Origin of the sequence: Microbacterium aerolatum (genome assembly GCF_007988825.1) — a bacterium.
GTDB lineage: Bacteria > Actinomycetota > Actinomycetes > Actinomycetales > Microbacteriaceae > Microbacterium > Microbacterium aerolatum.
The window spans coordinates 1-22,492 of the sequence record NZ_BJUW01000003.1; the positions used below are offsets into that span (position 1 = coordinate 1).

26 protein-coding genes and 1 riboswitch are annotated in these 22,492 nt (G+C 69.0%); of the genes, 12 read left to right on the forward strand and 14 right to left on the reverse strand.

The features are described from left to right. Window positions 1-403, forward strand: a 403-nt coding sequence (locus MAE01_RS03740) for a dihydrofolate reductase family protein (RefSeq protein ID WP_147038221.1), incomplete at its 5' end; no start/stop codon positions are given. Window positions 404-407: 4 nt separating this feature from the next. Beyond that, on the forward strand, window positions 408-998 hold the full coding sequence (locus MAE01_RS03745) for a protein-L-isoaspartate O-methyltransferase family protein (protein WP_147038222.1): 591 nt from the start codon (window positions 408-410) through the stop codon (window positions 996-998). Window positions 999-1,019: 21 nt separating this feature from the next. On the opposite strand, the gene MAE01_RS03750 is transcribed toward MAE01_RS03745, so the two are convergent. The 3 genes from MAE01_RS03750 to pnuC are packed head-to-tail and all read right to left on the reverse strand — an operon-like array spanning window position 1,020 to window position 2,923. Next, window positions 1,020-1,244 carry an RNA-binding S4 domain-containing protein gene (locus MAE01_RS03750; RefSeq protein WP_147038223.1) on the reverse strand — a complete coding sequence of 75 codons (225 nt, stop codon included), beginning with the start codon at window positions 1,242-1,244 and terminating at the stop codon, window positions 1,020-1,022. Window positions 1,245-1,271: 27 nt separating this feature from the next. Next, window positions 1,272-2,207: a J domain-containing protein gene (locus MAE01_RS03755; protein ID WP_147038224.1), complete on the reverse strand. Its 936-nt coding sequence runs from the start codon at window positions 2,205-2,207 to the stop codon at window positions 1,272-1,274. Then, entirely contained in the window at window positions 2,207-2,923 is a 717-nt protein-coding gene (pnuC, locus tag MAE01_RS03760; RefSeq protein ID WP_147038225.1) for a nicotinamide riboside transporter PnuC, read from the reverse strand. Before pnuC ends, MAE01_RS03755 begins: the two co-directional genes overlap by 1 nt. Before the next feature lie 73 nt (window positions 2,924-2,996). Continuing rightward, window positions 2,997-3,126, reverse strand: a riboswitch (FMN riboswitch). Between the two features lie 73 nt (window positions 3,127-3,199). Here pnuC and MAE01_RS03765 point away from each other — a divergent pair. Continuing rightward, a complete protein-coding gene (locus tag MAE01_RS03765; RefSeq protein ID WP_147038226.1) occupies window positions 3,200-3,631 on the forward strand; it encodes a pyridoxamine 5'-phosphate oxidase family protein in 432 nt (143 codons plus the stop codon). A 56-nt stretch (window positions 3,632-3,687) separates the two neighbouring features. On the opposite strand, the gene MAE01_RS03770 is transcribed toward MAE01_RS03765, so the two are convergent. From MAE01_RS03770 to MAE01_RS03780, 3 genes are all read right to left on the reverse strand, one after another. Next, window positions 3,688-4,608 carry a DUF808 domain-containing protein gene (locus MAE01_RS03770; protein ID WP_147038227.1) on the reverse strand — a complete coding sequence of 307 codons (921 nt, stop codon included), beginning with the start codon at window positions 4,606-4,608 and terminating at the stop codon, window positions 3,688-3,690. Window positions 4,609-4,661: 53 nt separating this feature from the next. Further along, entirely contained in the window at window positions 4,662-5,492 is an 831-nt protein-coding gene (locus tag MAE01_RS03775) for an SDR family NAD(P)-dependent oxidoreductase (RefSeq protein WP_147038228.1), read from the reverse strand. 123 nt (window positions 5,493-5,615) lie between these two features. After that, complete coding sequence (locus MAE01_RS03780; RefSeq protein WP_147038229.1) at window positions 5,616-5,993, reverse strand: cupin domain-containing protein; 378 nt, start codon at window positions 5,991-5,993, stop codon at window positions 5,616-5,618. A gap of 204 nt (window positions 5,994-6,197) precedes the next feature. Here MAE01_RS03780 and msrA point away from each other — a divergent pair, with 204 nt between their 5' ends. Beyond that, window positions 6,198-6,731, forward strand: coding sequence for a peptide-methionine (S)-S-oxide reductase MsrA (msrA, locus tag MAE01_RS03785; protein WP_147038230.1), 534 nt, complete (start codon window positions 6,198-6,200; stop codon window positions 6,729-6,731). 76 nt (window positions 6,732-6,807) lie between these two features. On the opposite strand, the gene MAE01_RS03790 is transcribed toward msrA, so the two are convergent. Together MAE01_RS03790 and MAE01_RS03795 are read right to left on the reverse strand one after the other, a co-directional pair. Continuing rightward, the gene (locus tag MAE01_RS03790) at window positions 6,808-7,857 is read right to left on the reverse strand and encodes an NAD(P)-dependent alcohol dehydrogenase (protein WP_147038231.1); all 1,050 of its coding nucleotides are present in this window, start codon (window positions 7,855-7,857) and stop codon (window positions 6,808-6,810) included. 39 nt (window positions 7,858-7,896) lie between these two features. Continuing rightward, window positions 7,897-8,703 carry an alpha/beta fold hydrolase gene (locus tag MAE01_RS03795; protein ID WP_186806110.1) on the reverse strand — a complete coding sequence of 269 codons (807 nt, stop codon included), beginning with the start codon at window positions 8,701-8,703 and terminating at the stop codon, window positions 7,897-7,899. 152 nt (window positions 8,704-8,855) lie between these two features. Here MAE01_RS03795 and MAE01_RS03800 point away from each other — a divergent pair, with 152 nt between their 5' ends. Together MAE01_RS03800 and MAE01_RS03805 are read left to right on the forward strand one after the other, a co-directional pair. Continuing rightward, window positions 8,856-9,230, forward strand: a complete 375-nt coding sequence (locus MAE01_RS03800) for a hypothetical protein (RefSeq protein WP_147038232.1) — start codon at window positions 8,856-8,858, stop codon at window positions 9,228-9,230. Between the two features lie 66 nt (window positions 9,231-9,296). Then, a complete protein-coding gene (locus MAE01_RS03805) occupies window positions 9,297-10,769 on the forward strand; it encodes an MATE family efflux transporter (protein WP_147038233.1) in 1,473 nt (490 codons plus the stop codon). A 10-nt stretch (window positions 10,770-10,779) separates the two neighbouring features. On the opposite strand, the gene MAE01_RS03810 is transcribed toward MAE01_RS03805, so the two are convergent. Next, the gene (locus MAE01_RS03810; protein ID WP_186806111.1) at window positions 10,780-11,244 is read right to left on the reverse strand and encodes an Lrp/AsnC family transcriptional regulator; all 465 of its coding nucleotides are present in this window, start codon (window positions 11,242-11,244) and stop codon (window positions 10,780-10,782) included. Between the two features lie 112 nt (window positions 11,245-11,356). Between MAE01_RS03810 and MAE01_RS03815 the strand changes: the two genes are divergently transcribed. After that, entirely contained in the window at window positions 11,357-12,568 is a 1,212-nt protein-coding gene (locus MAE01_RS03815) for a trans-sulfuration enzyme family protein (protein ID WP_147038235.1), read from the forward strand. Window positions 12,569-12,617: 49 nt separating this feature from the next. Further along, window positions 12,618-13,673 carry an NAD(P)-dependent alcohol dehydrogenase gene (locus MAE01_RS03820; protein ID WP_147038236.1) on the forward strand — a complete coding sequence of 352 codons (1,056 nt, stop codon included), beginning with the start codon at window positions 12,618-12,620 and terminating at the stop codon, window positions 13,671-13,673. Here the strand turns inward: MAE01_RS03820 and MAE01_RS03825 are convergent. Genes MAE01_RS03825 through MAE01_RS03835 form a run of 3 tightly spaced genes read right to left on the reverse strand, consistent with a single transcriptional unit; the run spans window position 13,632 to window position 16,188 of the window. Then, window positions 13,632-14,525 (reverse strand): metal ABC transporter permease, encoded by an 894-nt coding sequence (locus MAE01_RS03825; protein ID WP_147038237.1) that lies wholly within the window; start codon window positions 14,523-14,525, stop codon window positions 13,632-13,634. The genes MAE01_RS03820 and MAE01_RS03825 overlap by 42 nt on opposite strands. Continuing rightward, window positions 14,522-15,262, reverse strand: coding sequence for a metal ABC transporter ATP-binding protein (locus tag MAE01_RS03830; RefSeq protein WP_147038238.1), 741 nt, complete (start codon window positions 15,260-15,262; stop codon window positions 14,522-14,524). The genes MAE01_RS03825 and MAE01_RS03830 overlap by 4 nt, the downstream gene beginning before the upstream one ends. Next, on the reverse strand, window positions 15,259-16,188 hold the full coding sequence (locus MAE01_RS03835) for a metal ABC transporter substrate-binding protein (protein WP_147038239.1): 930 nt from the start codon (window positions 16,186-16,188) through the stop codon (window positions 15,259-15,261). Before MAE01_RS03835 ends, MAE01_RS03830 begins: the two co-directional genes overlap by 4 nt. Window positions 16,189-16,407: 219 nt before the next feature. On the opposite strand from MAE01_RS03835, the gene MAE01_RS03840 reads away from it, so the two are divergent. From MAE01_RS03840 to MAE01_RS03850, 3 genes are all read left to right on the forward strand, one after another. After that, complete coding sequence (locus tag MAE01_RS03840; RefSeq protein ID WP_147038240.1) at window positions 16,408-17,961, forward strand: YhgE/Pip domain-containing protein; 1,554 nt, start codon at window positions 16,408-16,410, stop codon at window positions 17,959-17,961. Between the two features lie 121 nt (window positions 17,962-18,082). Continuing rightward, a complete protein-coding gene (locus MAE01_RS03845; RefSeq protein WP_147038241.1) occupies window positions 18,083-18,727 on the forward strand; it encodes a ClpP family protease in 645 nt (214 codons plus the stop codon). Then, complete coding sequence (locus MAE01_RS03850) at window positions 18,724-19,320, forward strand: ClpP family protease (protein ID WP_147038242.1); 597 nt, start codon at window positions 18,724-18,726, stop codon at window positions 19,318-19,320. Before MAE01_RS03845 ends, MAE01_RS03850 begins: the two co-directional genes overlap by 4 nt. A gap of 1 nt (window position 19,321) precedes the next feature. Here MAE01_RS03850 and MAE01_RS03855 read toward each other — a convergent pair whose 3' ends face one another. Further along, a complete protein-coding gene (locus MAE01_RS03855) occupies window positions 19,322-19,669 on the reverse strand; it encodes a helix-turn-helix domain-containing protein (RefSeq protein WP_147038243.1) in 348 nt (115 codons plus the stop codon). Between the two features lie 68 nt (window positions 19,670-19,737). Continuing rightward, window positions 19,738-20,709: an acetylxylan esterase gene (locus MAE01_RS03860; RefSeq protein ID WP_147038244.1), complete on the reverse strand. Its 972-nt coding sequence runs from the start codon at window positions 20,707-20,709 to the stop codon at window positions 19,738-19,740. Between the two features lie 230 nt (window positions 20,710-20,939). On the opposite strand from MAE01_RS03860, the gene MAE01_RS03865 reads away from it, so the two are divergent. Beyond that, entirely contained in the window at window positions 20,940-22,394 is a 1,455-nt protein-coding gene (locus MAE01_RS03865; protein WP_229718111.1) for a coiled-coil domain-containing protein, read from the forward strand. Window positions 22,395-22,492 lie beyond the last annotated feature (98 nt).

Below are 22,492 nucleotides of genomic sequence, written 5' to 3' on the forward strand. Positions count from 1 at the left end.
CATGTCGGCATTCGCCGAAAGCGAGACCGAGGGCGTCGACTCGCTCGACGACGTGCCGAAGTATGTGTTCTCCTCCACGCTCAAAGAGCCGCTCACCTGGGCGAACTCCACGCTTGTGAGGGAGGATGCCGTCGCATTCGTGCGCACGCTGAAGGAGACCTCCGACCGGCCGCTGCGGACTCTCGGCAGCGTATCGCTGTGCCGTGCGCTGCTGCTGGCCGGACTGGTCGACCGATACCGGGTGGTCATCTTCCCCGTCATCACGGGTGCCACCGGCCAGGAGCGCATTTTCGACGGGTACCCCGACGTGCGCCTGGATCTCATCGAATCGCGCACCTTCGACGACCGCAGCCAGCTGCTCGAGTACATCCCCACGGTTCTCGACGCGCCTCCCGGAGGCTGAGTTCATGGGCATCCACGTCGACGACGAGACGCGCGAGCGGGTGCGCGCCGCCTTCGCCGAGGTCGAGCGAGCGGACTTCCTTCCGGACGAGGTGAGGCACCTCGCCGACGCCGACCGCCCGGTCATGATCGGATGGGATGCCACGAACTCGCAGCCGTCGACCGTCGCCCGGATGCTGGAACTGCTCGCCGTCCGTCCCGGTGATCGCGTGCTCGACGTCGGCAGTGGCTCGGGCTGGACGACGGCGCTGCTCGCGCACCTCGCCGGCCCCGACGGGACCGTGATCGGCGTGGAACGGGTGCCGGAGCTCGTGGAGTTCGGCCGAGGCCGGCTGTCCACGGCGGACATCGACGCCCGCATCGAGCAGGCGACCACCGGGATGCTGGGGCTCCCGGCATCCGCGCCGTTCGACCGCATCCTGGTCTCCGCCGATTTCGGACGCGTGCCGGACGCGCTCATCGACCAGCTCGCGGACGGCGGACGTATGGTCGCGCCGGTCTCCGGAGCGATGACCGTCACGGATGCGAGAGACGGCCGCGTGCGGCGCCGGCACGATGCCGGGCTCTACAGCTTCGTTCCGCTGAGGGAGGACTGAGGGGCAGCGCCGCGTGGGCGGTCAGGGCCGTACGCGGACCGTTCGGCCCTCGAAAGTGACGAGGTCGCCGTCGTGGAGTTGACGCCCGCGGCGGCGCTCCTCCTCGCCGTTCACGTCCACGTAGCCGTCGATGATGACCTCTTTGGCGTCTCCGCCGGAGTCGAGCAGGCCCGAGAACTTGAGGAATTGGCCGAGGCGGATGACATCGCCTCCGATGGATACGTCGTCGATCGGATCGTTCGTCATGGCTGAATGCTAACTTTTCCGGCGCCGTCAGACGAAGCGCACGGTGTGCTGCAGCCGGGTGCGGACGTCGAAGAGCTCATTGCCGCCGATGTCGCGGGCACCGGGAACGCCCTGGCGCAGCACCATGCTCAGTGCGCTGCGGCGCACGACGACGACGGGCACGCCGCGCACCTTGCCGAGAGCGGTGACGGCCTGGTCGAGGTCGTCGTCGGGCAGGACGATGATCGCCCCGCCGAAGCGGACCTTCGCGGCGCGGGCGACGACCCGCATGCGTCCGAGGAGGGTGGCGACCGGTGCTCGCCCGTCGACGCCGCGACCGATGATCTCGCCGCGTCGGAAGCGGACGACCTCGGCGAAGTCCTCCGACATGACCCCGTACAGGCCGGACGGGCTGAGGACCAAGTGATCGAGCTTGTCGGCGGGATCGGTTCCCACGGCGACGTCGTGCCAGACCGTGAATCCCATGCCGAGGTCGGAGACGGTGCTCGCGGTCGCCTCCTCCGCGAGGGCGTCGGCGAGCAGGCGCCGGATCTCGAGCGGCGCGCTTCGCACCAGCGCCGGGTCGTACGGGTTGGGGACGTCGACGCCGTGGCCTGCCCATTCCCGGATGAGTGCGAGGTAGCGCTCGCGGCGCCAGCCGCCGGGGTGTCCGTATGCGCGTGCCTTCGGGCGGGTGTCGGTGCGCGGCGCCGGCGCGCGCCAGCCGCTCCAGTCCTGCTCTTCGGTGGTGGTGCTGGATGTCGTGGCGAAGCCGTGGCCGCGGTCATAGGCGGCGCGCCCCTCCGGGGTGCCGACCAGTTCCCACGCCCGCTGGACCTGGATGAACGCGGAGGCGTCACCGCCGGCATCCGGATGGGTCTGCCGCAGACGAAGGCGGAACGCACGCTTGATCTCTTCGGCAGTAGCGCTCGGATCGACGCCGAGCACCTCGTATGCGGAGGCGGAGAGCGGGCTGTCGAACATCAGTCCCTATTATCGTCGGCACTGCTGATGCGCGGGTCGGGCATGATCGTGTCGATGTGCGGTTTGGCGCCCGCCTGCGCTCGCCACCAGACGAAGAAGCCGATGGCGGTGAAGACGCCGTAGAAGACGTACATGAACCCGGTGGCGTAGTACCCCGCGCTGAACAGCAGAGGCACCCCGACCACGTCGACGGCGATCCAGATGAGCCAGAACTCCGTCCACCCCTTGGCCATCCCGTAGGTCGCGAGCAGCGAGCCGACGAAGGTCCAGGCGTCCGCCCACACCGGTTCGTAGGAGCCGAGCACGCGGAACAGGGGAGTGAGGGCGACGGTGCCGATGACCAGGGTGAGGACCAGCCCGACGCGCGCGCCGTTCGAGGCCCAGCGGGGCGTGACCTGGCCGGTATCGGCTGCCGCTTGTCGCCAGCGGATCCATCCGTAGATCGCGACGGCGATGAACATGACCTGACGTCCGGCCTGGCCGAGCAGGTTCGGCAGCGAATGCTCTGGGCTGAGGATGGAGCCGAGGAAGACGGTGAGCAGCAGCAGATTGCCGACGATGCCGACCGGCCACGCCCAGATCTTGCGACGCATACCGCCGAGGGCGCTGGCGAGGCCGAAGATGTTGCCGACGACCTCGCGGATGAGGAGCGTCTGCCCGCCGGGCAGCATCCACTGCGAGTTGAAGGCGTCGACCAGCCAGCGCAGCAGTTCCATCGTGATCCCCCTCGGAGTCGTCTTCTCCGGGGGCGATGAGGGCAGTGCGTCGCGTCACCGCGACAGCTCCGCCATCGTGCTTCTCCCATCCAGACTGTGACTGTCGGTACCGGAATTCCACCGGTTCAACCTCGGCCCCGTAGGGGCCTCGGGTCGCGGACTTTGACCGCCGGTTCGGAATTTCACCGACCCCGGAGCACGTGTGTGTTCAGGGGAACTCTACTCCTTGCGGTCCGCGTTCCTGGATGGCCGGGGGCGTCTGCGTAGTGTGATCGCATGGACAAGACCGAGATGATCGCGTACGTGAGCGAGCAGCGCCACGCGGTGGTGTCGACCCTGGGCGCGGACGGCCGCCCACAGGCCGCCTACCTTCCGCTCACCGCGACGGATGCCGGCGAGCTGGTGTTCGACGCGAAACTGGACTCGCGCAAGATCTCCAACATCCGGCGCGACCCGCGCATCGCCGTCGTCATGGGGGGCGCGGATGGTGCGACGTTGCAGATCGAGGGACACGCCGACGTGCTCGACGGCAGTGAGGCCGCGCGTTATGGCGAGCAATACCTGCGCGCCTTTCCTGAGTTCACTGATTCGGTGCGCGGCCGCTCCGTCGTGATCGTGCGGGTTCGTCCGGAGTGGGCACGGTTCAGTGATTTTCGCGGTGTCGAAGCGGCTGTGGAAGAGGTGCCGCTGCCGGAGAATCGCCTCTGATCCGTGAGGAGACACGCGAGCCCCGTCACCTCCGCAACGGCTTGTCGCAAAGAAGGTCAGTGGGCCGCGACCTGCGCGGGCGACTCGCCGCCCTCGGTGAACGAGGGGCGCTTGCCCAGCATCCGCCCGATCAGGAGCACCACGCCGACGACGATCAGCCCGACGATGAGCCCGGCCACGGCGGACACGATCGTCTCGCCGATCCACGCGATCACGCCGCCCGCCGGAGCGAGGAAGTCATGGATCCCGTGCAGCATGTCGCTGAAGAACACCACGCCGACCTCGCCGAGATTCGCCAGCAGCAGGTGACCGCCGACCCACAGCATCGCGACGGTTCCGACCACGCTGATGACCCGGAACACCGCCGGCATCGATCGCACGATCCTGGTGCCCGTGTGCCGCACGCGTCGGGACGGGTTCTTGGCCATCTTCAGCCCGATGTCGTCGATCTTGACCAGCAGCGCCACGGCGCCGTACACGATCAATGTCATCAGCAGTGCGATCACCGCGAGGATGACGAGCGTCATCCCGAGGCTCAGTCCCGCGTCGAGGTTCGACAGCGAGATGAGCATGATCTCGGTGGAGAGGATCAGGTCGGTGCGGATCGCCCCGAACACGAGTTTGTTCTCGTTGCGGGGGCCGTCATCCGCGTGTTCGTGATGGAACCCGAACCACTCCAGCACCTTCTCCGCGCCCTCGAAGCACAGGTACGTGCCGCCGATGATCAGCAGGAACGGCAGCACCCACGGTGCGAACGCGGTCAGCAGCAGCGCGATCGGGATGATGATCACGAACTTGTTCACCAGCGAGCCGAGGGTGATCTTCGCCACGACGGGCAGCTCGCGCGCGGGTGTGATCCCCTGCACGTACTGCGGCGTCACAGCGGCGTCGTCGATGACGACTCCGGCGGATTTCGCGGACGCCTTCAGCGCCGCGCTCAGGATGTCGTCGACGACAGCGAGCAGACCAACCGACATGCGTCCCCCTGTGAGGCCTCACCGAACTTCAGGAAAGCAACACTACTGCCACCTCACGAGCGTCCCGTGAACTCATCCATCGACGAGTACACCTTGAACACCTGGCGGGCCAGGACGTCCCATGCCCTCGTCGGCAGAACTCCGCGCAGCGCCATCGACAGCTTCACCGTCCACGGCCGCAGCACCATCGGTGTTCCGCGCAGCATCCCGTTCCATGCGACCGCGGTCGCGTGCCGGGGCGTCATGATCGGCGTGAGCAGCGGCCCCCGCGCGCCCGCGAACATGCCCGTCGAGATGTAGCTCGGGCAGAACGTCGTCACCTTGACATGCCCGTGACCGTGCGCGGCGAGTTCGAGGCGCACCGATTCGCTCCAGCCGATCATCGCCCACTTGGATGCCGCGTACACGCTCATGTTCGGATTGGCCAGGGTTCCGGCGGCAGAGGCGATGTTGAGGATGCGCTTGGGGCGGGTCGTGTCGGCGATCATGTCCGGCAGCACCTCGCGCGTGAGCCACATCGCCGCGAGCGTGTTGATACGCATGGTCGCCTCGATGTCGCGTTCGGGATCGTGATCCCAGAACGCCTTGCCGCGCACGATTCCGGCGTTGTTGATCACGACATCCGGTGCGCCCACGTCTGCGCGCACGCGCTGCAGACCCGAGACGATCTCGTCGTGGCGCGACACGTCCACCCGGTAGGCGCGCACGTCCACGCCGGAGCGGGAGAGGTCGGCGGCGAGAGCGGTGGCGGCATCCTCATCGATGTCCCACAGCGCGACGGCGCGAGCACGCGCGGCGACCGCGCGCCGGGCGTAGAGCTCACCCATGCCGCGGGCGGCGCCGGTGATGAGGACGAGAGCGTCGGTGATCGGGTTCTCAGTCATGCGTGAAACCGTACGGGGTGCCCGCTCCCGGCCGGGGATCGTTGTGACAGACCGAACATGCCGGCGGCCTTTCGTCGGCCGTGGACGCTCGAAATCGACGAAAACCATCTCACACGCGGGCGGTCACCCGACCCGCGATCGGATGCTGAGACCGGGCTTGCGCTGATGCACCGAGAAGTAGCGCAGCCCCTCTTCGCCGGCGATGAACCTGCGCTGCGACCTCGGGGGCAGCCAGACGATTCCGCCGGGTTCGAGGGCGATGGCATCCGTCTCGGTCTCGAGCGTTCCGGAACCCGTGAGCACCACGATCAGGACGTCCAGCTCCGGTCCGGTGTGCGTGCGGATCTCGTCGCCGGCCGGCAGCGCGATCACGTTCGCGTCGAGACCGCGCTCGGCGGGCTCGAGGCGCCAGGCCGATCCGGCCTCGGCGGCGGAAGCGGTGAGGGCGTCGCCCACGATGCGGGGCATCTCGCGTGCGGCAGCAGCAGCGTCGGCATCCATGGGTGTCCTCCGATCGGGGCGTTCCTCCCAGCCTGGCATTCGAAGCCGTGAACTCACAGCGCGCGTTCAGCCCCACGGGACCAAAACCGGCACCGCTGCGGTTGCAATCAGTGACGCCGCAGCCAGCGACGCTGGAAGAGGACCGGACGAAGAGGAGTACGGTCGGTACGCAGCCTCTTCGACGCCACCACCAAGGAGAACGCAATGACAGACCCCGGCACCATCACCCGCACAGCCGGCACCGAGACCGCCGTCCTCGCCGGCGGCTGCTTCTGGGGCATGGAAGACCTCATCCGCCGCCAGCCCGGCGTGCTCGACACCCGCGTCGGCTACACCGGCGGCGAGAACGCCAACGCGACGTATCGCAACCACCCCGGTCACGCCGAGGCGGTGGAGATCGTGTTCGACCCGGCTGCGACCACGTATCGCGACATCCTGGCGTTCTTCTTCCAGATCCACGACCCGTCGACGCTCGACCGCCAGGGCAACGATGTCGGCTCGAGCTACCGTTCGGCGATCTTCCCGCTCAGCCCCGAGCAGGAGCAGGTCGCTCGCGACACGATCGCCGACGTCGACGCCTCGGGCCTCTGGCCCGCCAAGGCCGTCACCGCGATCGAGCCGGAGGGCCCGTTCTGGGAGGCCGAGCCCGAGCACCAGGACTATCTGATCAGGATCCCGAACGGATACACCTGCCACTTCCCGCGTGCGGGCTGGGTGCTTCCCAAGCGCGACGCCTGAGCCCAGGTCGCAGAAACCGCCGCCACGGGATGCCGTCAGCGGCGGTTTCTGCGACCTGAACCGCGCGCGGCGGCCATCAGCCCCGGAGCGTCTCGATGTCGATCACGAAGCGGTAGCGCACGTCGGATGCCAGCACTCGAGCCCAGGCCTCGTTGACCTGGTCGGCCGAGGTGATCTCGACCTCGGGGGCGATGCCGTGCTCGGCGCAGAAGTCGAGCATCTCCTGGGTCTCGGCGATGCCGCCGATGTTGGATCCCGCGAACGAGCGCCGACGGCCGATCAGCGTGCCGGCACGAACGCCCATCGGCTCGGACGGAGCGCCGACGTTGACGAGCGTGCCGTCGAGCGCGAGCAGCTTCAGGTGCGCGTCCAGGTCGATCGCGGCGGACACCGAATTGATGATCAGGTCGAACTCGTTCCGCAGGGTGCGGAACGTCTCGCGATCCTCGGTCGCGAAGTAGTGGTCGGCGCCCAGCTTCAGCGCGTCGTCCCGCTTCGCCTCGGAGCGTGAGAGCACCGTGACCTCCGCCCCCATCGCGTGGGCGATCTTGACGGCCATGTGGCCGAGCCCGCCGAGACCGATCACGGCGACCTTCTTGCCGGGGCCGGCGTTCCAGTGGCGCAGCGGCGAATAGGTGGTGATGCCGGCGCACAGCAGCGGCGCCGCCTTCTCGAACGGGATCGCCTCCGGCACGCGCAGCACGAAGCCCTCCGTGACCACCACGGAGGTGGCGTACCCGCCCTGGGTGATCGTGCCGTCGACGTCCTTCGCGGCGTACGTTCCGGTCGCACCGTTCTCGCAGTACTGCTCGGCCCCTGCCGCGCAGCTCGCGCACTCGCCGCAGGAGTTGACCAGGCATCCGACGCCGACCCGGTCGCCGACGGCGAAGTTCGTGACCTCGGATCCCACCTCGGCGACGGTGCCGACGATCTCGTGTCCGACGGTCAGGGGATACGGCTGCGGACCCCAGTCGCCCTGCACCGTGTGGATGTCGGAGTGGCAGATGCCCGCCCAGCGGATGTCGATGCGCACATCCTTCGCGCCGACGTCGCGGCGTTCGACTGTGCCGGTGAACAGCGGATCGGTGGCGGAGGGCGCGACGATGGCAGGAATCACAGTGGACATGTTCCGAGCGTAGACCGGATGCCGGTACCCCGGCAGTCGTCAGGTCTCGGTCGTGCTGAGGAAGGCCAGTGCAGCCTCCTTGAAGGCCCGCGAGCCCGGAGCGTTGAAGTGGTGGCGGCCGGGGATCTCGAAGAACCGCCCGTTCGGCGCGGCGCTCGAGAGCGTACGCGAGCCCTCGATGATGGCATCCTCGGATCCCGTCGCGAACAGGATCGGCCGCGTCGGGGCGTTCGCCGGGTCGGGATCGACGGTGCGAGTGGTCCGCATGCCCTCGGCGAGGGCGAGCAGGGAGCGCAGGTCGTTGCCTGGCACCCGCTCGGTGAGCGCGATGTAGTTCTGCGTCGTCCGGTCGGTGACCGACGTGCCGTCCGCGACGTACGCGCGCACCTGGTCGAGGTCGAGTCTTTCGAGCGGGATGCCGTCGGGCACGCCGCCCAGCACAGCGCGCTCGATGCGCTGCGGAAGGTCGCGCACGACCTCCCAGCCCACCCGTGACCCGAGCGAATACCCGACGTAGAACGCCTCCTCGACGAGGTAGGTGTCCATCACGGTCTCGACATCGGCCACGAGCGTGCGGATCGCATAGGCGTCCGGCTCGTGCGGCTTGTCGCTGGCGCCGTGGCCGCGCTGGTCGAGCGCGAGCACCCGGTAGCCGGCCCTGGTCAGCTCGCGCACCCAGCCGGTGAGCACCCAGTTGTCCCGGACGTTCGAGGCGAAGCCGTGCACGATGACGACCACCGGCGCATCGACATCGCCCCAGGTGTAGGTCGCCAGGCGCGTTCCGTCGGCGGCGTAGACGAGCTGCGGATCCGGCATCCGCGACAGTTCGGAGAGAGGTACGGCCACCCCTCCATCATGGCCTCATGCGCGTGCGACGGCGGTTTCTTGGACCCGTTTCAGTAACATCATCCTTTCGGCTGATGCGGGGCTGCGCCGAAGACCGTACCTTGAGAGTGACGGAGGCGACCGGGGGGGTCAGAATGTCAACGATAGGTGTGGTGCGCGACCTTGCAGAGGTCTTCCTGTGGATCGGACTGGCGGGAGCAGGACTCGCCATGCTGTGCGCGATCGCCGTGGTCGTGGCGCTCGCTCTCGGAGCCGCAGGTGTGACCGGGGGAGCGGTGGCGGTGTGGATCGGCGGAGCGATGCTCAGCCTGACGCCGGGCTTCTCCGGCCAGTGGATTCCCGCGCTCGTCGCGGCCGGCGCCCTCGTGGCGGCGCTCGTGCTCGGTGCGATCGCGCGCACGGTGGTCCGAAGGTTCGAAGCGCGTCCCAAGCCTGAACCGGTGGCAGTGACCGCGCCCACTGCGGCACCCTCCGCACCCCGGCGAATCGTCGGCGTGCGCACTGTCGCTTCCGAATCGATTCGATAGACTGGGGCGCCCGCCGGTCGCCGGCGGCCGATCCCCCGATCTCCGTTCCGGAAGCTCTTTCTCCGTATGGCCACCTCCCTCACCACTGGCCGCCCCTGGCGCGTCATCCTCGCATTCTCCGTGCCGCTGCTCATCGGCAACGTCGTGCAGCAGCTCTATCAGGTCGTCGACACGATCGTCGTCGGGCGCGAACTCGGCGTGAACTCGCTCGCCGCTGTCGGCGCCACCGGAAGTCTGCTGTTCCTGCTGCTCGGCTTCGCGTGGGGCATGACCAGCGGTTTCGCCATCCCGACCGCGCAGGCGTTCGGCGCGAAGGATGCCGCGGCGGTCCGCCGCTCGGTCGCCACCGGCACGCTGCTCTCGGCGGTCGCCAGCATCCTCATCACCATCGGCGGTCCGCTGCTGGCAGAGCCCGTCCTCGTGCTGATGCGCACGCCCCCCGAGCTGCTCGCCGAGGCGACCTTGTTCACGCAGATCAGCTTCCTCGGCGGCGGCGCGACCATGTTCTTCAACTACCTGTCCGCCATCATCCGCGCGATCGGCGACTCGAAGACGCCGCTGATCTTCCTCACGATCGCCTGCGCGCTGAACGTCGTGCTCGTCATCGTCCTGGTCGGGCCGGTCGGCTGGGGCGTCGCCGGAGCGGCGCTCGCGACCGTGGTCGCGCAGGCGGTCTCGGTGCTGCTGTGCCTCGAGTTCGTCAGGCGCCGGATGCCGGTGCTGCACGTGCGGCGCGCGGACTGGAAGATCACCAGGAACGACATCGCCGACCATCTGCGGCTCGGACTGCCGATGGGCTTCCAGGCGTCCATCATCGCGATCGGAACGCTCGTCGTGCAGGTGGCGCTCAACGTCCTCGGTGCCGAAGCCGTCGCGGCGTACACGACCGCGTCGCGCGTGGACAGCCTCGCCACGGCGCTGCTCGCATCCCTGGGCCTCGCCGTGTCGATGTACGTGGCGCAGAACTTCGGCGGCCGGCGCCCTGACCGCATCCGCACCGGCGTGAAGCAGGCGACCGTGATGGCGATCATCGCCTCGCTCGTGCTCGGCGTCGTGCTCATCGCGTTCGGCACACACCTGGTGCGGCTGTTCGTGGGCGAAGGGTCGGACGAGGTCGTCGAGCTCGCCCACCTGATGCTCATCATCAACGGCTCGACCTACGCGCTGCTGGGCGTGCTGTTCGTGCTGCGCGGTGCGCTGCAGGGTCTCGGACAGGCGATGATCCCGACCATCACCGGTGTGGTCGAGCTGTTCATGCGCGTCGGCGCCGCAGTGGTGCTGGGCGCTCTGCTGGGCTTCGGGGGCGTCGCGATGAGCAACCCGCTCGCCTGGGTCGGCGCAGTCGTGATCCTGATCCCGGCCTACGTGCGCGCGCACCGGGCGCTGGCGAAGATGCCGGTCGATCCGCTCGAGCCGACGCTGACCACCCCGATCGCCATCGTCGGACCGGACAACAGCTCGCTCAACGTGGATGTCGTGGTCACGCAGGCCGTTCCCGTGGTCGTCGAGCGGCGCTGGAAGAAGCTCCTCCGTCGCTGAGAGGGCGCCGCTACCCGAGCACGCCGCGGCCGTCGCGTAACTCGAAGACCAGCTGCGTCTCGGTGCCGCGGACGACCGGATGCACCGTGATGTGCTCGAGCACGATGTCGCGGAGCGCGGTGGCATCCTGCACGGCGACGTGCACGAGGAAGTCGTCGACGCCGGCGACGTGGAACACCCGCAGAACCCGAGGCGTCGCGACGAGTGCGTCGAACAGCGCGTTGACCTTCTCGCCGGTGTGGTTGGCCAGGCGTACCTTGATGATCGCCTCGAGCGGATAGCCGAGCGCGGCGTCGTCGAGCCGGATGCGCGTGCCGCGGATGATGCGGCGATCGCGAAGGCTGCGCACCCGGTGCGCACAGGTGGACTCGGCGAGCCCGAGCTGCTGCGCGAGAGCCTTGTTGGTCAGGTCGGCGCGCGCTTCGAGCGCGGCGAGGATCTCGAGGTCGATCTCGTCGAGTTGCGGTTTCGTCAATCTCGTCTCCTCCGTGGCGTCGCTGCCTGCTGAAGAATGCCATTCTGGCCGATTTCGTGGCGGATGCTGTCGAATTGCCCCATCCGGATTGCGGTTCCGGCAACGTGGAAGCATGAGTCTGCATCCCGACACCGTTGCCGTGCACAGCGGGCGCGATGACCTCGCCGCCCTCGGCGTGCACGCCCTGCCGATCGATCTGTCCACCACGAACCCGTTGCCCGACGTCGAGCGCGGCGGCGACTCCTATGAGGCGATGGCCGGCGGCGGCCGCCCGATCGATGACGGCAGTCTGGTGTACGCCCGCCTGTGGAATCCGACCGTCGCGCGGTTCGAGGATGCGCTTGCCGAGATGGAGCACGCCGAGGCATCCGTCGCCTTCTCCTCGGGCATGGCGGCGATGACCGCGGCGATCCTCGCGATGACCTCCGCGACGGGCAGGCGGCACGTCGTGGCCGTCCGGCCGCTGTACGGCGGCACCGACCATCTGCTCGGCACTGGCCTGCTCGGCACCGAGGCGACCTACTGCCATCCGTCGGAGGTGGGTGCCAGCATCCGCCCCGACACCGGACTCGTCATCGTCGAGACGCCCGCGAACCCCACGCTCGACCTCGTCGACATCGCGGCCGTCGTCGCGGCAGCCGGCGACGTCCCCGTGGTCGTGGACAACACCTTCGTGACGCCGATCCTGCAGAACCCGCTCGACCACGGGGCGGCGATGTCGCTGCACAGCGCGACGAAGTATCTCGGCGGCCACGGCGACGTGATCGCCGGCGTCGTCGCGTGCAGCGAGGAGATCGCCGAGGCGCTGCGCCGGGTTCGCGCGGTGACCGGTGGCCTGCTGCATCCGCTCGGTGCCTACCTTCTCCACCGAGGCCTCACCACACTGCCGGTGCGCATGCGCCAGCAGCAGGAGAACGCGCGGCAGATCGTGCAATGGCTGATCGATCAGCCCGAGGTCGACGAGGTGTTCTTCCCTGGGCTCACCGGCGACCCGCAGGGCATCCTCGATCGCCAGATGCGAGGCACGGGAGCCATGATCGCGATGCGCATGCGCGGGGGATACGCCGCCGCGAGCGCCGTGGCCTCCGCCGTGCAGCTGTTCACGCACGCCGTGTCGCTGGGCGGGGTGGACTCGCTCATCCAGCATCCCGCAGCGCTCACCCATCGTCCCGTTCCCGCCGACGCGCGTCCGGATGCCGACGTCCTGCGCCTGTCGATCGGCCTCGAGAACGCGGGTGACCTCATCGCCGATCTGTCGCATGCTTTCGCGCGGTTGTCCACCCCTGTCTCTCCCTTCGGGCAGAAGGTAGCGTCGCACCTGTAGGCCGACATCCCGCCGTCGAGCGGAGATACGCAACCGAGCAGGAGGCATCATGCGTGCAGTCGTTTTCGAGAAGTGGAAGACCCCGCCGACCGTCAGCGAGGTCGACAAGCCCACACCCGGTCCCGGCGAGGTTCTTCTGAAGGTCGCCGGTGCAGGCGCCTGCCACTCCGACGTCGCGGTCTATCAGGACTACGACGAGAGCATGGGCATGACGCAGCTCGAGCCGTCGTACATCCTGGGTCACGAGACATCCGGGTGGATCGAGGAGCTCGGCGAGGGCGTCACCGGACTGGCCAAGGGCGATGCGTTCCTGGTCTACGGTCCGATCGGCTGCGGGCACTGCGCTCCGTGCTCCCGCGGCCAGGACACCTACTGCGAGAACGTCGCGGACATGCCGTACATGGCGTCGGGCCTCGGCCGCGACGGCGGCATGGCCGAGTACATGACGGTTCCGGCGCGCAATCTCGTGCCGCTGGGCGACGCGGACCCGTACGCGGCGGCACCGCTGGCGGATGCCGGCCTCACCCCGTATCACGCCATCAAACTGTCGCTGCCGAAGCTGGCAGGCGGAGGGAAGACGGCCCTCGTGATCGGGCTGGGCGGACTCGGGCTCGTCGCCGTGCAGATCCTCAAGGCGATCACGGGAGCCACGGTCATCGCGACCGACATGAAGCCGGAGGCCATGGCGCGCGCCGAGGAGTTCGGCGCGGTCACCGTTCCCGGCGGTGAGGGGCAGGCCGACCGCATCCGCGAACTCACCGGCGGCAAGGGCGTGACGGCGGTCTTCGATTTCGTCGGCGTCGCGCCGACCATCGCGCTCGCCGCATCCGTCGTCGCGCGCCAGGGCCGGCTGACCGTCGTGGGCATCGCGGGCGGCGAGTTCGCCTGGAACTTCTTCAAGGTGCCGTACGAGGTGGACTTCACCAGCACCTACTGGGGCACGATCGAGGAGCTTCATGAGGTCGCCGCGCTCTACCGTGCGGGACAGATCTCGCCGGATGTCGAGTACTACGAGATGGATGACGCCCTCGAGGCCTATCGCAAGCTCGAGGCCGGTGAGCTCTCAGGCCGAGCCGTGGTGACCCCGAACGGCCGCGCCGCCTGACCTGAGCGCATTCCGCTGGCGCAAGCGCCTGCCGATCACGCCCTGACGCGGTGAGAACAGATACACGAGGGCGAACACGCATCCCTGCACGACGACCACGAGCCCGCCGGATGCCGCGTCGATCCAGTAGCTGAGATAGATGCCGACGACGCTGCACGCCGCCGAGAGGACGGGTGCGATCACCAGCATCCGCCCGAACCGGTCGGTCAGCAGGTACGCCGTGGCGCCGGGGATGATCAGCATCGCCACCACCAGGACGACGCCGACCACCTGCAGCGCGACGACGGCGGTGAGCGCCAGCACGCCCAGCAGCAGTGCGCCGAGCATCCGCGGTGAGAGTCCGATCGCGAAGGCGTGGGTCGGGTCGAACGCGTAGAGGGTGAGGTCGCGGCGTTTGACGACGAGCACGGTGAACGCGACGGCGGCGAGGATCGCGATCTGCAGCAGATCGGCATCCGAGACGCCGAGGATGTTGCCGAAGATGATGTGGTTCAGGTCGGTCTGGCTGGGGGTCATCGAGATCATCACGAGTCCCAGCGCGAACAGGGTGCTGAACACGATGCCGATCGCGGCATCCTCCTTGACCCGGCTCGTGCCGCGGATGAGACCGATCAGTGCCACCGCGAGCAGCCCGAACACCAGGGCGCCGATCGCGAACGGAGCCCCGAGCACGTAGGCGATCACGACGCCGGGCAGGACGGCGTGCGAGACGGCATCCCCCATCAGCGACCACCCGACCAGCACCAGCCAGCACGACAACAGCGCGCACACGACCGCGGCGATCACGGTCGTCACCAGAGCGCGCACCATGAAGTCGTACTGCAGGGGCTCTGCGATCCAGTCCCAGATCATGACGGTCCCCCCTGGTCGCCGCTCGGGTCGAGACCGAACGCCCGCGACAGGTTAGCCGGCTCCAGCGCTGCATCGACCGAACCGTGGAACAGCACCCGACGCAGCAGCAGCACGGCCTCGTCGGCGAGCGAGGGCAGCGCGTGCAGGTCGTGCGTCGACACCAGCACGGTGCTTCCGGCTGCCGCGAGCTCGCGCAGCAGACGGACGATGGTGGCCTCGCTGCGCTTGTCGACGCCCGCGAACGGTTCGTCCAGCAGCAGGATGCCGGCGCCCTGCGCGATGCCGCGGGCGACGAAGGCGCGCTTGCGCTGGCCGCCGGACAGCTGCCCGATCTGCCGGTCGGCGAGGTCGGTGAGCTCGACCCGCTCCAGCGCCTCGGCGACGGCATCGCGATCCGCCGGTCGCGCTCGCCGCAGGAATCCCTGACGCCCGTACCTGCCCATCATCACGACGTCGCGCACCGAGACGGGGAACGCCCAGTCGACGTCCTCGCTCTGGGGCACGTACCCGACGCGGCCGCGCCGGCGGGCGGATGCCGGGTCGCCGCCGTCGATCGTCACGGTGCCGGATGCCGGATGCACCAGCCCCAGGATCGTCTTGAAGAGCGTCGATTTGCCGGAGCCGTTCATGCCGATCAGTCCGGTCACGCGCCCCGATTCGACCGTCAGGGACACATCGTCGAGGGCGAGCACATCGCCGTAACGGACCGTCGCGCCGGCGACCTCGATGCTGCTCACGATCCGCTCCCCGAACCGCCTCGGCTCGTGAGACCGGCGACGATCGTGTCGGCGTCGTGGCGCAGAAGGTCCAGATACGTCGGCACCGGACCGTCGGTCATGGAGAGGGAATCGACGTACAGGATGCCGCCGAAGTCCGCGCCGGTGGCCTCGACCACCTGCTGCATCGCGCGATCCGAGACGGTCGACTCGCAGAAGACCGCCGGCACGTCGTTCTCCTCGACGAACTCGATCGTGGCTGCGATCTGCCGTGGAGTCGCCTGCTGCTCGGCGTTGACCGGCCAGATGTACGCCTCGGTCAATTCGGCATCCCTCGCGAGGTAGGAGAAGGCGCCCTCGCAGGTGACCAGCGCGCGCTGCGCCTTCGGCAGTTCGGAGAGCTCCGCGACCAGATCGTCGTGCACCCGCTGCAGCTCGCCCTTGTACGCCTCCGCGTTGGCGGCGTAGTCGTCGGCGTTCCGCGGGTCGAGATCGGCGAAGGCGGCGGCCATGTTGTCGGCGTAGATCTGCACGTTCAGGGGGCTCATCCAGGCATGCGGATTGGGCTTGCCGGCGTAGGCGTCCGCCGTGATGTCCATCACCTCGATGCCGTCCGAGACGACCACGTGCGACACGTGCACCGAATCCATGAACTGCGCGAACCAGGCCTCGAGGTTCAGCCCGTTGTCGAGGATCAGCTCGGCCTCTGCGGCTTGACGCACATCTCCGGGGGTCGGCTCATAGCCGTGGATCTCGGCGCCGGGCTTGGTGATCGACTCCACGCGCAGATGGTCGCCGGCGATGTTCTGTGCGATGTCGGCGAGCACGGTGAAGGTCGTCAGCACGACGGGGCGTTCGTCGCGCGGAGCATCCTGAGTCGAGCATCCCGTGAGCGCGGCGGTGCCCAGAAGCGCGAGCGCGGCCAAGCGACGGACAGATTTAGGCACACCGAAAATCTATCTTTTAGGCGTGACGAAAACAACTGTCGTCCACGTTGTCGGCCGTGCACCTGTTGACATGTCGTCAACAGGCTTTGGAGGGTCAGCACATAAAACGGAGTCTCACCGCTCGCGAAACTTGGTTCCCGGCGTCAAAGTCCCGGTCCGCCGCGCGATCCCGCCCATACACTCGCCGTGGCAACGACGCCACCGACCTCTGGAGCCTCAATGACGAGTTCTACGCCCCACGCGCACGGCAATGGCATGCGCATCACCGTCACCATCCTCGGACTGCTACTGGCAGCGATGGTGATCATCTTCTTCATGACCACGGGAAAGATCGCCGCGGGAGCGGCCGAGCTCTCCGACGGAACGGTGACCGCGCGGGACGGCTCATCCGACCTCGCCGCCGGTGCCGAAGAGCTCTCGGCCGGTGCCGACAAGCTCGCCTCGGGAACGGAGGAGCTCGCCGCCGGCGCGACGACCGCCCACGAGGGATCCGAGAAGGTCGCCGCGGGCGCCCTGAGCGCACAGGCCGGCGCCGATTCACTGGCCGCCGGCGCGGGCACTCTCGCCGCGGGCGCCTCGAGCGCAGAGACAGGGGCCGGTCGGCTCAGCGCGGGAGCGCAGTCGGCGCTCACCGGTGCGCAGGATCTCACGGCGGGTCTGCTCAAGGCCGACGTCGGCGCCCAGTCGGCGATCGCCGGGGCGCAGAAGCTCTCCGGCGGCGCGCAGGGCGTGGATGCCGGCGCCAAGTCCGTGGTCGCCGGAATGACCGCGCTGTCGGACGGTGTCGCGGGGGCGCATCAGTACTCCAGTGCCGTGTCCACGGCCGCGAGCGGCTTCAGCGCGCAGCTCTCGGACGCCGTCACCCCCGAGCTGCAGACTCTCGCGAGCGATGGCGCAATTGCAGCGATCACCGCGGCGGCGACCGACGCCCCGGTGAACTCGCAGAAGCTGGCCGACTCCCTCGCCGCACTCGCTGCCGCGAACCCCACAGATATGCAGCTTCAGCAGCTCGCCGCGCTTGCGGCGGGAGTCGATGCGCAGGTCGACGGCATCGCCGGAGCGGCAAAGGTGGCACCGCAGCTGGCGAAGGGAACCATCGCAGCGGCCAGCGGCGCGCAGCAGGTCGCCGGCGGGGTGAACGCGATCGTGAACGGCGATGCCTCGAAGGGCTGGCCCGGCACGGTCGCACTGGTCGACGTCAAGAAGGGCGCACCGGCGCTTCTGGAGGGTGCCAAGACCCTTAAGGCGGGCACCTCCCAGCTCTCCGCCGGTGCGCAGCAGCTCGCCACAGGCCTGCAGCCGCTCAAGGCGGGAACGTCCGAGCTCACGGCGGGCGCCAGCCGTCTCGCGGGCGGTCTCACCACGCTCTCAGACGGTGCGGCGTCGCTGCACGACGGCTCCGTGCGCCTCAACTCGGGTGCCGCCAGCCTGGACGAGGGCGCGACTCGGCTCGCCGAGGGCGCGGCGACGCTGCAGCGCGGTGCCGCCGATCTCAACACCGGTATCGGCAAGCTCTCCGAGGGCGCGGAGACCGCGGCGTCCGGCTCGAGCGATCTCGCCGACGGCGGTGTCAAGGTCAAGACGGGTGCCGCCGATCTCGCCGCCGGCAACGGACTCATCGCCGACGGGTCCGGCACGCTCGCCACGGCGACCGCCGGGGCGGCGCCGTCGATGCTGCCCTGGATGCTCGGGGTCGCCCTCATCGGGCTCATCGGAATCGGACTCTGGGTCGGTCACCGCATCAGCCACCGGCGAGCGCTCGCCGCGGCGTAGGTGACCACGGTCCGCGGGACGGGGCGCACAGCCCCGCCTGCGGACCGCCGCTCTGCTCACGGCGGAACGGCTGTGAGCAGATTCCGGCGCGGGCACTCGTGGCCAGGCGCAGGCTGAAGCCATGAGTGAAGAGAACCCCGTCCCGCAGTTCAGCCCCGAGGCCAGACGCGCCCTGTTCCACGACCGGATCCTGGTGCTCGACGGCGCCCTCGACGACGACAACGGCACGCTGCTGATGACGCAGCTGCTCACCCTGTCTGCCGAGGATCCCGCGGCCGACATCGCCCTGTGGATCCACTCGCCGGGCGGCTCCGTGCCGTCGATGCTGGCGATCCGCGACATCATCCAGCTGATCCCCAACGACGTTGCCACCCTCGCGCTCGGAGTCGCCGCGAGCGCAGGGCAGTTCCTCCTCTCCGGCGGCACGAAGGGCAAGCGCCGGGCGCTGCCCCACGCCCGCGTCCTCATGCATCAGGGCTCGGCGGGCATCGGCGGCTCCGCCGTCGAGATCGAGGTGCAGGCCGACGATCTGCGGCAGATGCGCGACACCGTGCTCGGACTCATCTCCGACGACACCGGTCAGCCGGTGGAGCGCATCTTCGAGGACTCTCTGCATGACCGCTGGTACACCGCCGACGAGGCACAGGAGTACGGCTTCATCGACGAGATCGTCACGTCGATCGCCGAGGTCTTCCCCCGCCGCCGCGCACGGGTCGGATTGGGATCGGATGCCGCGGCATCCGCCCGGGAAGGAGCGAACTCATGAGCAGCTACACGATCCCGAACGTCATCGCGCAGCATCCCCGAGGTGAGCGCGTGATGGACGTCTACTCGCACCTGCTCGCCGAGCGTGTCATCTACCTCGGCACCGGAATCGACGCCGGCGTCGCGAACGCGCTGATCGCGCAGCTGCTGCATCTGGACGCCGACAGCCCCGACACCGGCATCCAGTGCTACATCAACAGCGAGGGTGGCGACCCCGGCGCCGCGCTCGCGATCTACGACACGTTGCAGCACATCCGCCCGGCCGTCGCGACGACCGTCGTGGGCCAGGCGATCGGGCCGGCGGCGCTCCTCGTGGCGGCCGGGGCGGCGGGGCAGCGGGCGGCGCTCGCCCACGCCCGTATCGTGCTGCACCAACCGGCAGGACAGTCGCGCGGAGCGATCCCCGACCTCATCATCGCCGCCGACGAAGTCGTGCGAGTACGTTCCGATCTCGAGACGATCCTGGCGAGGCACACCGGCCGAACCGTGCAGGACCTGCGTGCCGACACCGACCGGGATCGGGTGTTCACGGCATCCGCCGCCCTGGACTACGGCCTCATCGACACGGTCCTCGGCGAGCGGACGGCGGCCTGACTCAGGCCGCGAGGGCGAGTGCGCCTCGGCCGGCGGACACGGCAGCGGATACCGGCGCCGAGACCGCACGCAGCTCGTCGGCCACGCTGCTGGCGAGCTCGATGAGCGTCGTGTCCAGGGCCCCCGCGATCGCGGCGATCATCTCGCTGGACGGCTCCTTCAGCCCGCGCTCGACCTCGGAGAGGTACTGCGGCGAGACGCCGGCCTTGGCAGCCGTCTCGCTGAGCGTCTCCTCGTTTCCGTGCCGCCGACGACGCAGCTGATCACCGAGCACGTGACGCCAGAGCGGCTCGGGCCTGCTCGGCGGGCGGTGATTCGAGGGACGGGGGAACGCGACGATCTCGGCCATGCCTCACGCTAACCCCGCGATCGGATGCCGTGACAGCGGTTCTGCTCAGAGCAGAACGCCAGGCCGCGTCAGCCGGCCAGCCGCTCCGCGAGGAACGCCGCCTGCTTCTCCCACTGCACGCCGAGGCCGCCCTCGTGCTCGTTGAAGGCGTACTCGACGATGTCCGCGACACCGCCCCAGTGGTTGCGTGCGGCATACACGGTCGACGGCGGGCACACCGGATCCATGAGCGCCACGGAGAAGAGTGCGGGCGCGGTGGCACGGCGGGCGAGGCTCACACCGTCGAAGTACGACAGCGTCTGGAAGGTGCGCTCGGCGGCACCCCGGTGGACGGAGAGGTAGCGGACGATCTCACGATAGGGATCGCGGTCTGTCAGCCCGACGGAGCGCTCGAAGTGGCACAGGAACGGAACATCGGGCATCGCGGCGATCAGTCCGGTGGAGAGCGCGGCGGCGGCGATCGTGATCCCGCCACCCTGGCTCGTGCCGGTGACCGCCACCCGTGAGGCGTCGATCCGGTCGAGCGAGCGGATCGCATCGATCGCGAGAACCGCGTCGGTGTACACCCGGCGGTAGTAGTACTCGTTCGGGTCGTGGATCCCGCGGGTCATGAACCCGGGGATGGCCGGTCCGGAGCCATACGGATCGGGAGTGACGCCGCCGGTTCCCCACCCGCTGCCCTGGCCGCGGGTGTCCATGAAGAAGTGCGCGTAACCGGATGCCGCCCATCCCAGCCGCTCGTGCGGCAGCCCGCGGCCGCCGCCGTACCCGTTGTACTCGACGACGGCAGGAAGAGGCTCGTCCACATCCGCAGGCAGCAGAAGCCAGCCGCCGATCGGGTCGCCACCGAAACCGCTGAAGGTGACGTCATAGACCTCGACGGACTGCAGCGGCGAGTCGATGCGACGCAGCCGGATGGGCTGGGCGAGCGCGCGGGACTCCGCGAGCGTCTGCTCCCAGAAGTCGTCGAGATCGGCGGGCTCGGCCACCTCGGGCCGGTAAGTGCGCAGCTCTTCTGCGGGCAGGTCGAAACGCGGCATCGCGGGATCCTTCACTCGGGGGACTTCGGCAGTTTAGCGACTGAGCAGCGACCGGCCAGGACGACGACCGGCCGCCTATCCGCCCTCACGGTTCCGATACAGAGTTGTGCTCATTAGGCTGGTGCCCGAGCCTCACGACTCGTCTCCCCCTGTCTGCTGCGAGCCGAACGCCCTGCGCCGATCACTGGTGCCATGGAGCGCGCGGCGAGCATCGCTCCGAAAGGTGTCCCATGAACGACTCCGAGAACCGCACCGACGAGCAGGGGGCGGACTTCTTCGACCAGCTCGCGCAGGGGCAGACCCGCGAACAGGGCAGCTTCACGATCGGCTTCCGCGGGTACGACCGCGGAGAGGTGGATGCCGCGATCGCGGGTCTGCGCATGCAGGTGCAGCGCGCGGATGCCGAACTCGCAGAGGCCCGCGCCGGCGTCGACCGCGACGTCGAGGCCGTGCGGTCGGAAGTCGAAGCCGTCCGCTCGGAGAGTGAGGAGCGGATCGCCGAGAGCGAGGAGCGCATCGCCGAGATCGAGAAGCAGCAGCAGGAGCGCATCGACGAGGCCCGAGCCGAAGACGAGAAGCGGATCGCCGCCCTCGAGGCCGATCTCGCCGCCGCCCGCGCGCAGGTCGACGAAGCCGAGCAGCAGGTCACCGCGCTGTCGAACGAGCTCGTCGACAGTCCGCGCAGCGAAGAGGACACCGAGGGGTCCCGACTGCAGTTCGAGGCCGTTCTCCGGGTCGCCGAGGAGCAGGCCTCCGTCCTGATCCAGAACGCGGCCGTCCAGGCCGAGCGTCTGCTGGAGGCCGCACGCGAAGAAGCCGACGGCCGTCGCGCAGAGCTCGCCGCCGAGGTCGACCGCGTCACCACCCAGGCGCAGCACGACGCCGACCAGGTGCGGCTGCGCATCGACACCGAGTACACGGCGCACGAGGCGCGCATCGAGCGCGAGGCCGCGCACGCCACCGAGAAGGTCAACCAGGCCGAGCAGGAGGCCGCGACCATCCGCACCGAGGCCGAGAAGGGCGCGGCCGCGCTGCGCTCGATGGTCACCCGTGAGACGACGCAGCAGCGAGCGGATGCCGAACGCGAGGTCCGCGAGATGAATGCACGCGTGCTCGAGTTCGAAGAGACCCTCACCCGCCGGCAGGACGACGCGCAGCAGGAGTTCCTGCTGCTGCACAACCAGGCCGTCGCGCACGCCGAACGCATCACCGCCGACGCGAACGAACAGGTCACCTCGTCGCTGGAGCACTCCAAGCGCATCTCGGCGAAGGCCGACGACTACGAGCGGCTCATGCGCTCGCAGGCGCAGGCGATCGAGGCCGACGCGCAGGTGCGCGCCCGCGAGACCCTCGATCGCGCGCGCCAGAAGGCGCAGAAGATCGTCAGCACCGTCACGGGTCACACCACCGACGTGCTGCGCGATGCCGAGGACCGCACCCGCCAGCTGCGCTGGCAGCAGCAGCAGCTGAACAGCTTCATGGCCGAGGTGCGAGAGCTGATCCGCCCGGAGGGCGTGGTCGACACGGATGCCTCTGACGGCGACACCGAGGATGCCGACGACGTGGACGCCCTGGAAGAGGGCGACGAGGTCATCGAGATCGCACCCGAGGACGAAGAGGACGACTCCGAGGAGTCCGACGACGACGAAGACGAGGACGAGGACTCCGACGAGGACGACGACTGACCGGGCTCAGAACCTCTCGGAAGGGCACCGCGGCGAATCTGCCGTGGTGCCCTTCCTATGTCCGGGCGGTACACGCCACAGCATCCGGATAATGCGAA

What these genes read in the sequence shown, in the direction of transcription:
- MAE01_RS03770 (WP_147038227.1), bottom strand. Translation starts at nt 4,608, where the DNA reads ATGTCGGTTGGTCTGCTCGCTGTCGTCGACGACATCCTGAGCGCGGCG.
- msrA (WP_147038230.1), top strand. Translation starts at nt 6,198, where the DNA reads ATGACAGACCCCGGCACCATCACCCGCACAGCCGGCACCGAGACCGCC.
- MAE01_RS03825 (WP_147038237.1), bottom strand. Translation starts at nt 14,525, where the DNA reads ATGATCTGGGACTGGATCGCAGAGCCCCTGCAGTACGACTTCATGGTG.
- MAE01_RS03820 (WP_147038236.1), top strand. Translation starts at nt 12,618, where the DNA reads ATGCGTGCAGTCGTTTTCGAGAAGTGGAAGACCCCGCCGACCGTCAGC.
- MAE01_RS03840 (WP_147038240.1), top strand. Translation starts at nt 16,408, where the DNA reads ATGACGAGTTCTACGCCCCACGCGCACGGCAATGGCATGCGCATCACC.
- MAE01_RS03750 (WP_147038223.1), bottom strand. Translation starts at nt 1,244, where the DNA reads ATGACGAACGATCCGATCGACGACGTATCCATCGGAGGCGATGTCATC.
- MAE01_RS03755 (WP_147038224.1), bottom strand. Translation starts at nt 2,207, where the DNA reads ATGTTCGACAGCCCGCTCTCCGCCTCCGCATACGAGGTGCTCGGCGTC.
- MAE01_RS03780 (WP_147038229.1), bottom strand. Translation starts at nt 5,993, where the DNA reads ATGGATGCCGACGCTGCTGCTGCCGCACGCGAGATGCCCCGCATCGTG.
- MAE01_RS03865 (WP_229718111.1), top strand. Translation starts at nt 20,940, where the DNA reads ATGAACGACTCCGAGAACCGCACCGACGAGCAGGGGGCGGACTTCTTC.
- MAE01_RS03815 (WP_147038235.1), top strand. Translation starts at nt 11,357, where the DNA reads ATGAGTCTGCATCCCGACACCGTTGCCGTGCACAGCGGGCGCGATGAC.
- MAE01_RS03850 (WP_147038242.1), top strand. Translation starts at nt 18,724, where the DNA reads ATGAGCAGCTACACGATCCCGAACGTCATCGCGCAGCATCCCCGAGGT.
- MAE01_RS03860 (WP_147038244.1), bottom strand. Translation starts at nt 20,709, where the DNA reads ATGCCGCGTTTCGACCTGCCCGCAGAAGAGCTGCGCACTTACCGGCCC.
- MAE01_RS03745 (WP_147038222.1), top strand. Translation starts at nt 408, where the DNA reads ATGGGCATCCACGTCGACGACGAGACGCGCGAGCGGGTGCGCGCCGCC.
- pnuC (WP_147038225.1), bottom strand. Translation starts at nt 2,923, where the DNA reads ATGGAACTGCTGCGCTGGCTGGTCGACGCCTTCAACTCGCAGTGGATG.
- MAE01_RS03855 (WP_147038243.1), bottom strand. Translation starts at nt 19,669, where the DNA reads ATGGCCGAGATCGTCGCGTTCCCCCGTCCCTCGAATCACCGCCCGCCG.
- MAE01_RS03805 (WP_147038233.1), top strand. Translation starts at nt 9,297, where the DNA reads ATGGCCACCTCCCTCACCACTGGCCGCCCCTGGCGCGTCATCCTCGCA.
- MAE01_RS03775 (WP_147038228.1), bottom strand. Translation starts at nt 5,492, where the DNA reads ATGACTGAGAACCCGATCACCGACGCTCTCGTCCTCATCACCGGCGCC.
- MAE01_RS03845 (WP_147038241.1), top strand. Translation starts at nt 18,083, where the DNA reads ATGAGTGAAGAGAACCCCGTCCCGCAGTTCAGCCCCGAGGCCAGACGC.
- MAE01_RS03790 (WP_147038231.1), bottom strand. Translation starts at nt 7,857, where the DNA reads ATGTCCACTGTGATTCCTGCCATCGTCGCGCCCTCCGCCACCGATCCG.
- MAE01_RS03765 (WP_147038226.1), top strand. Translation starts at nt 3,200, where the DNA reads ATGGACAAGACCGAGATGATCGCGTACGTGAGCGAGCAGCGCCACGCG.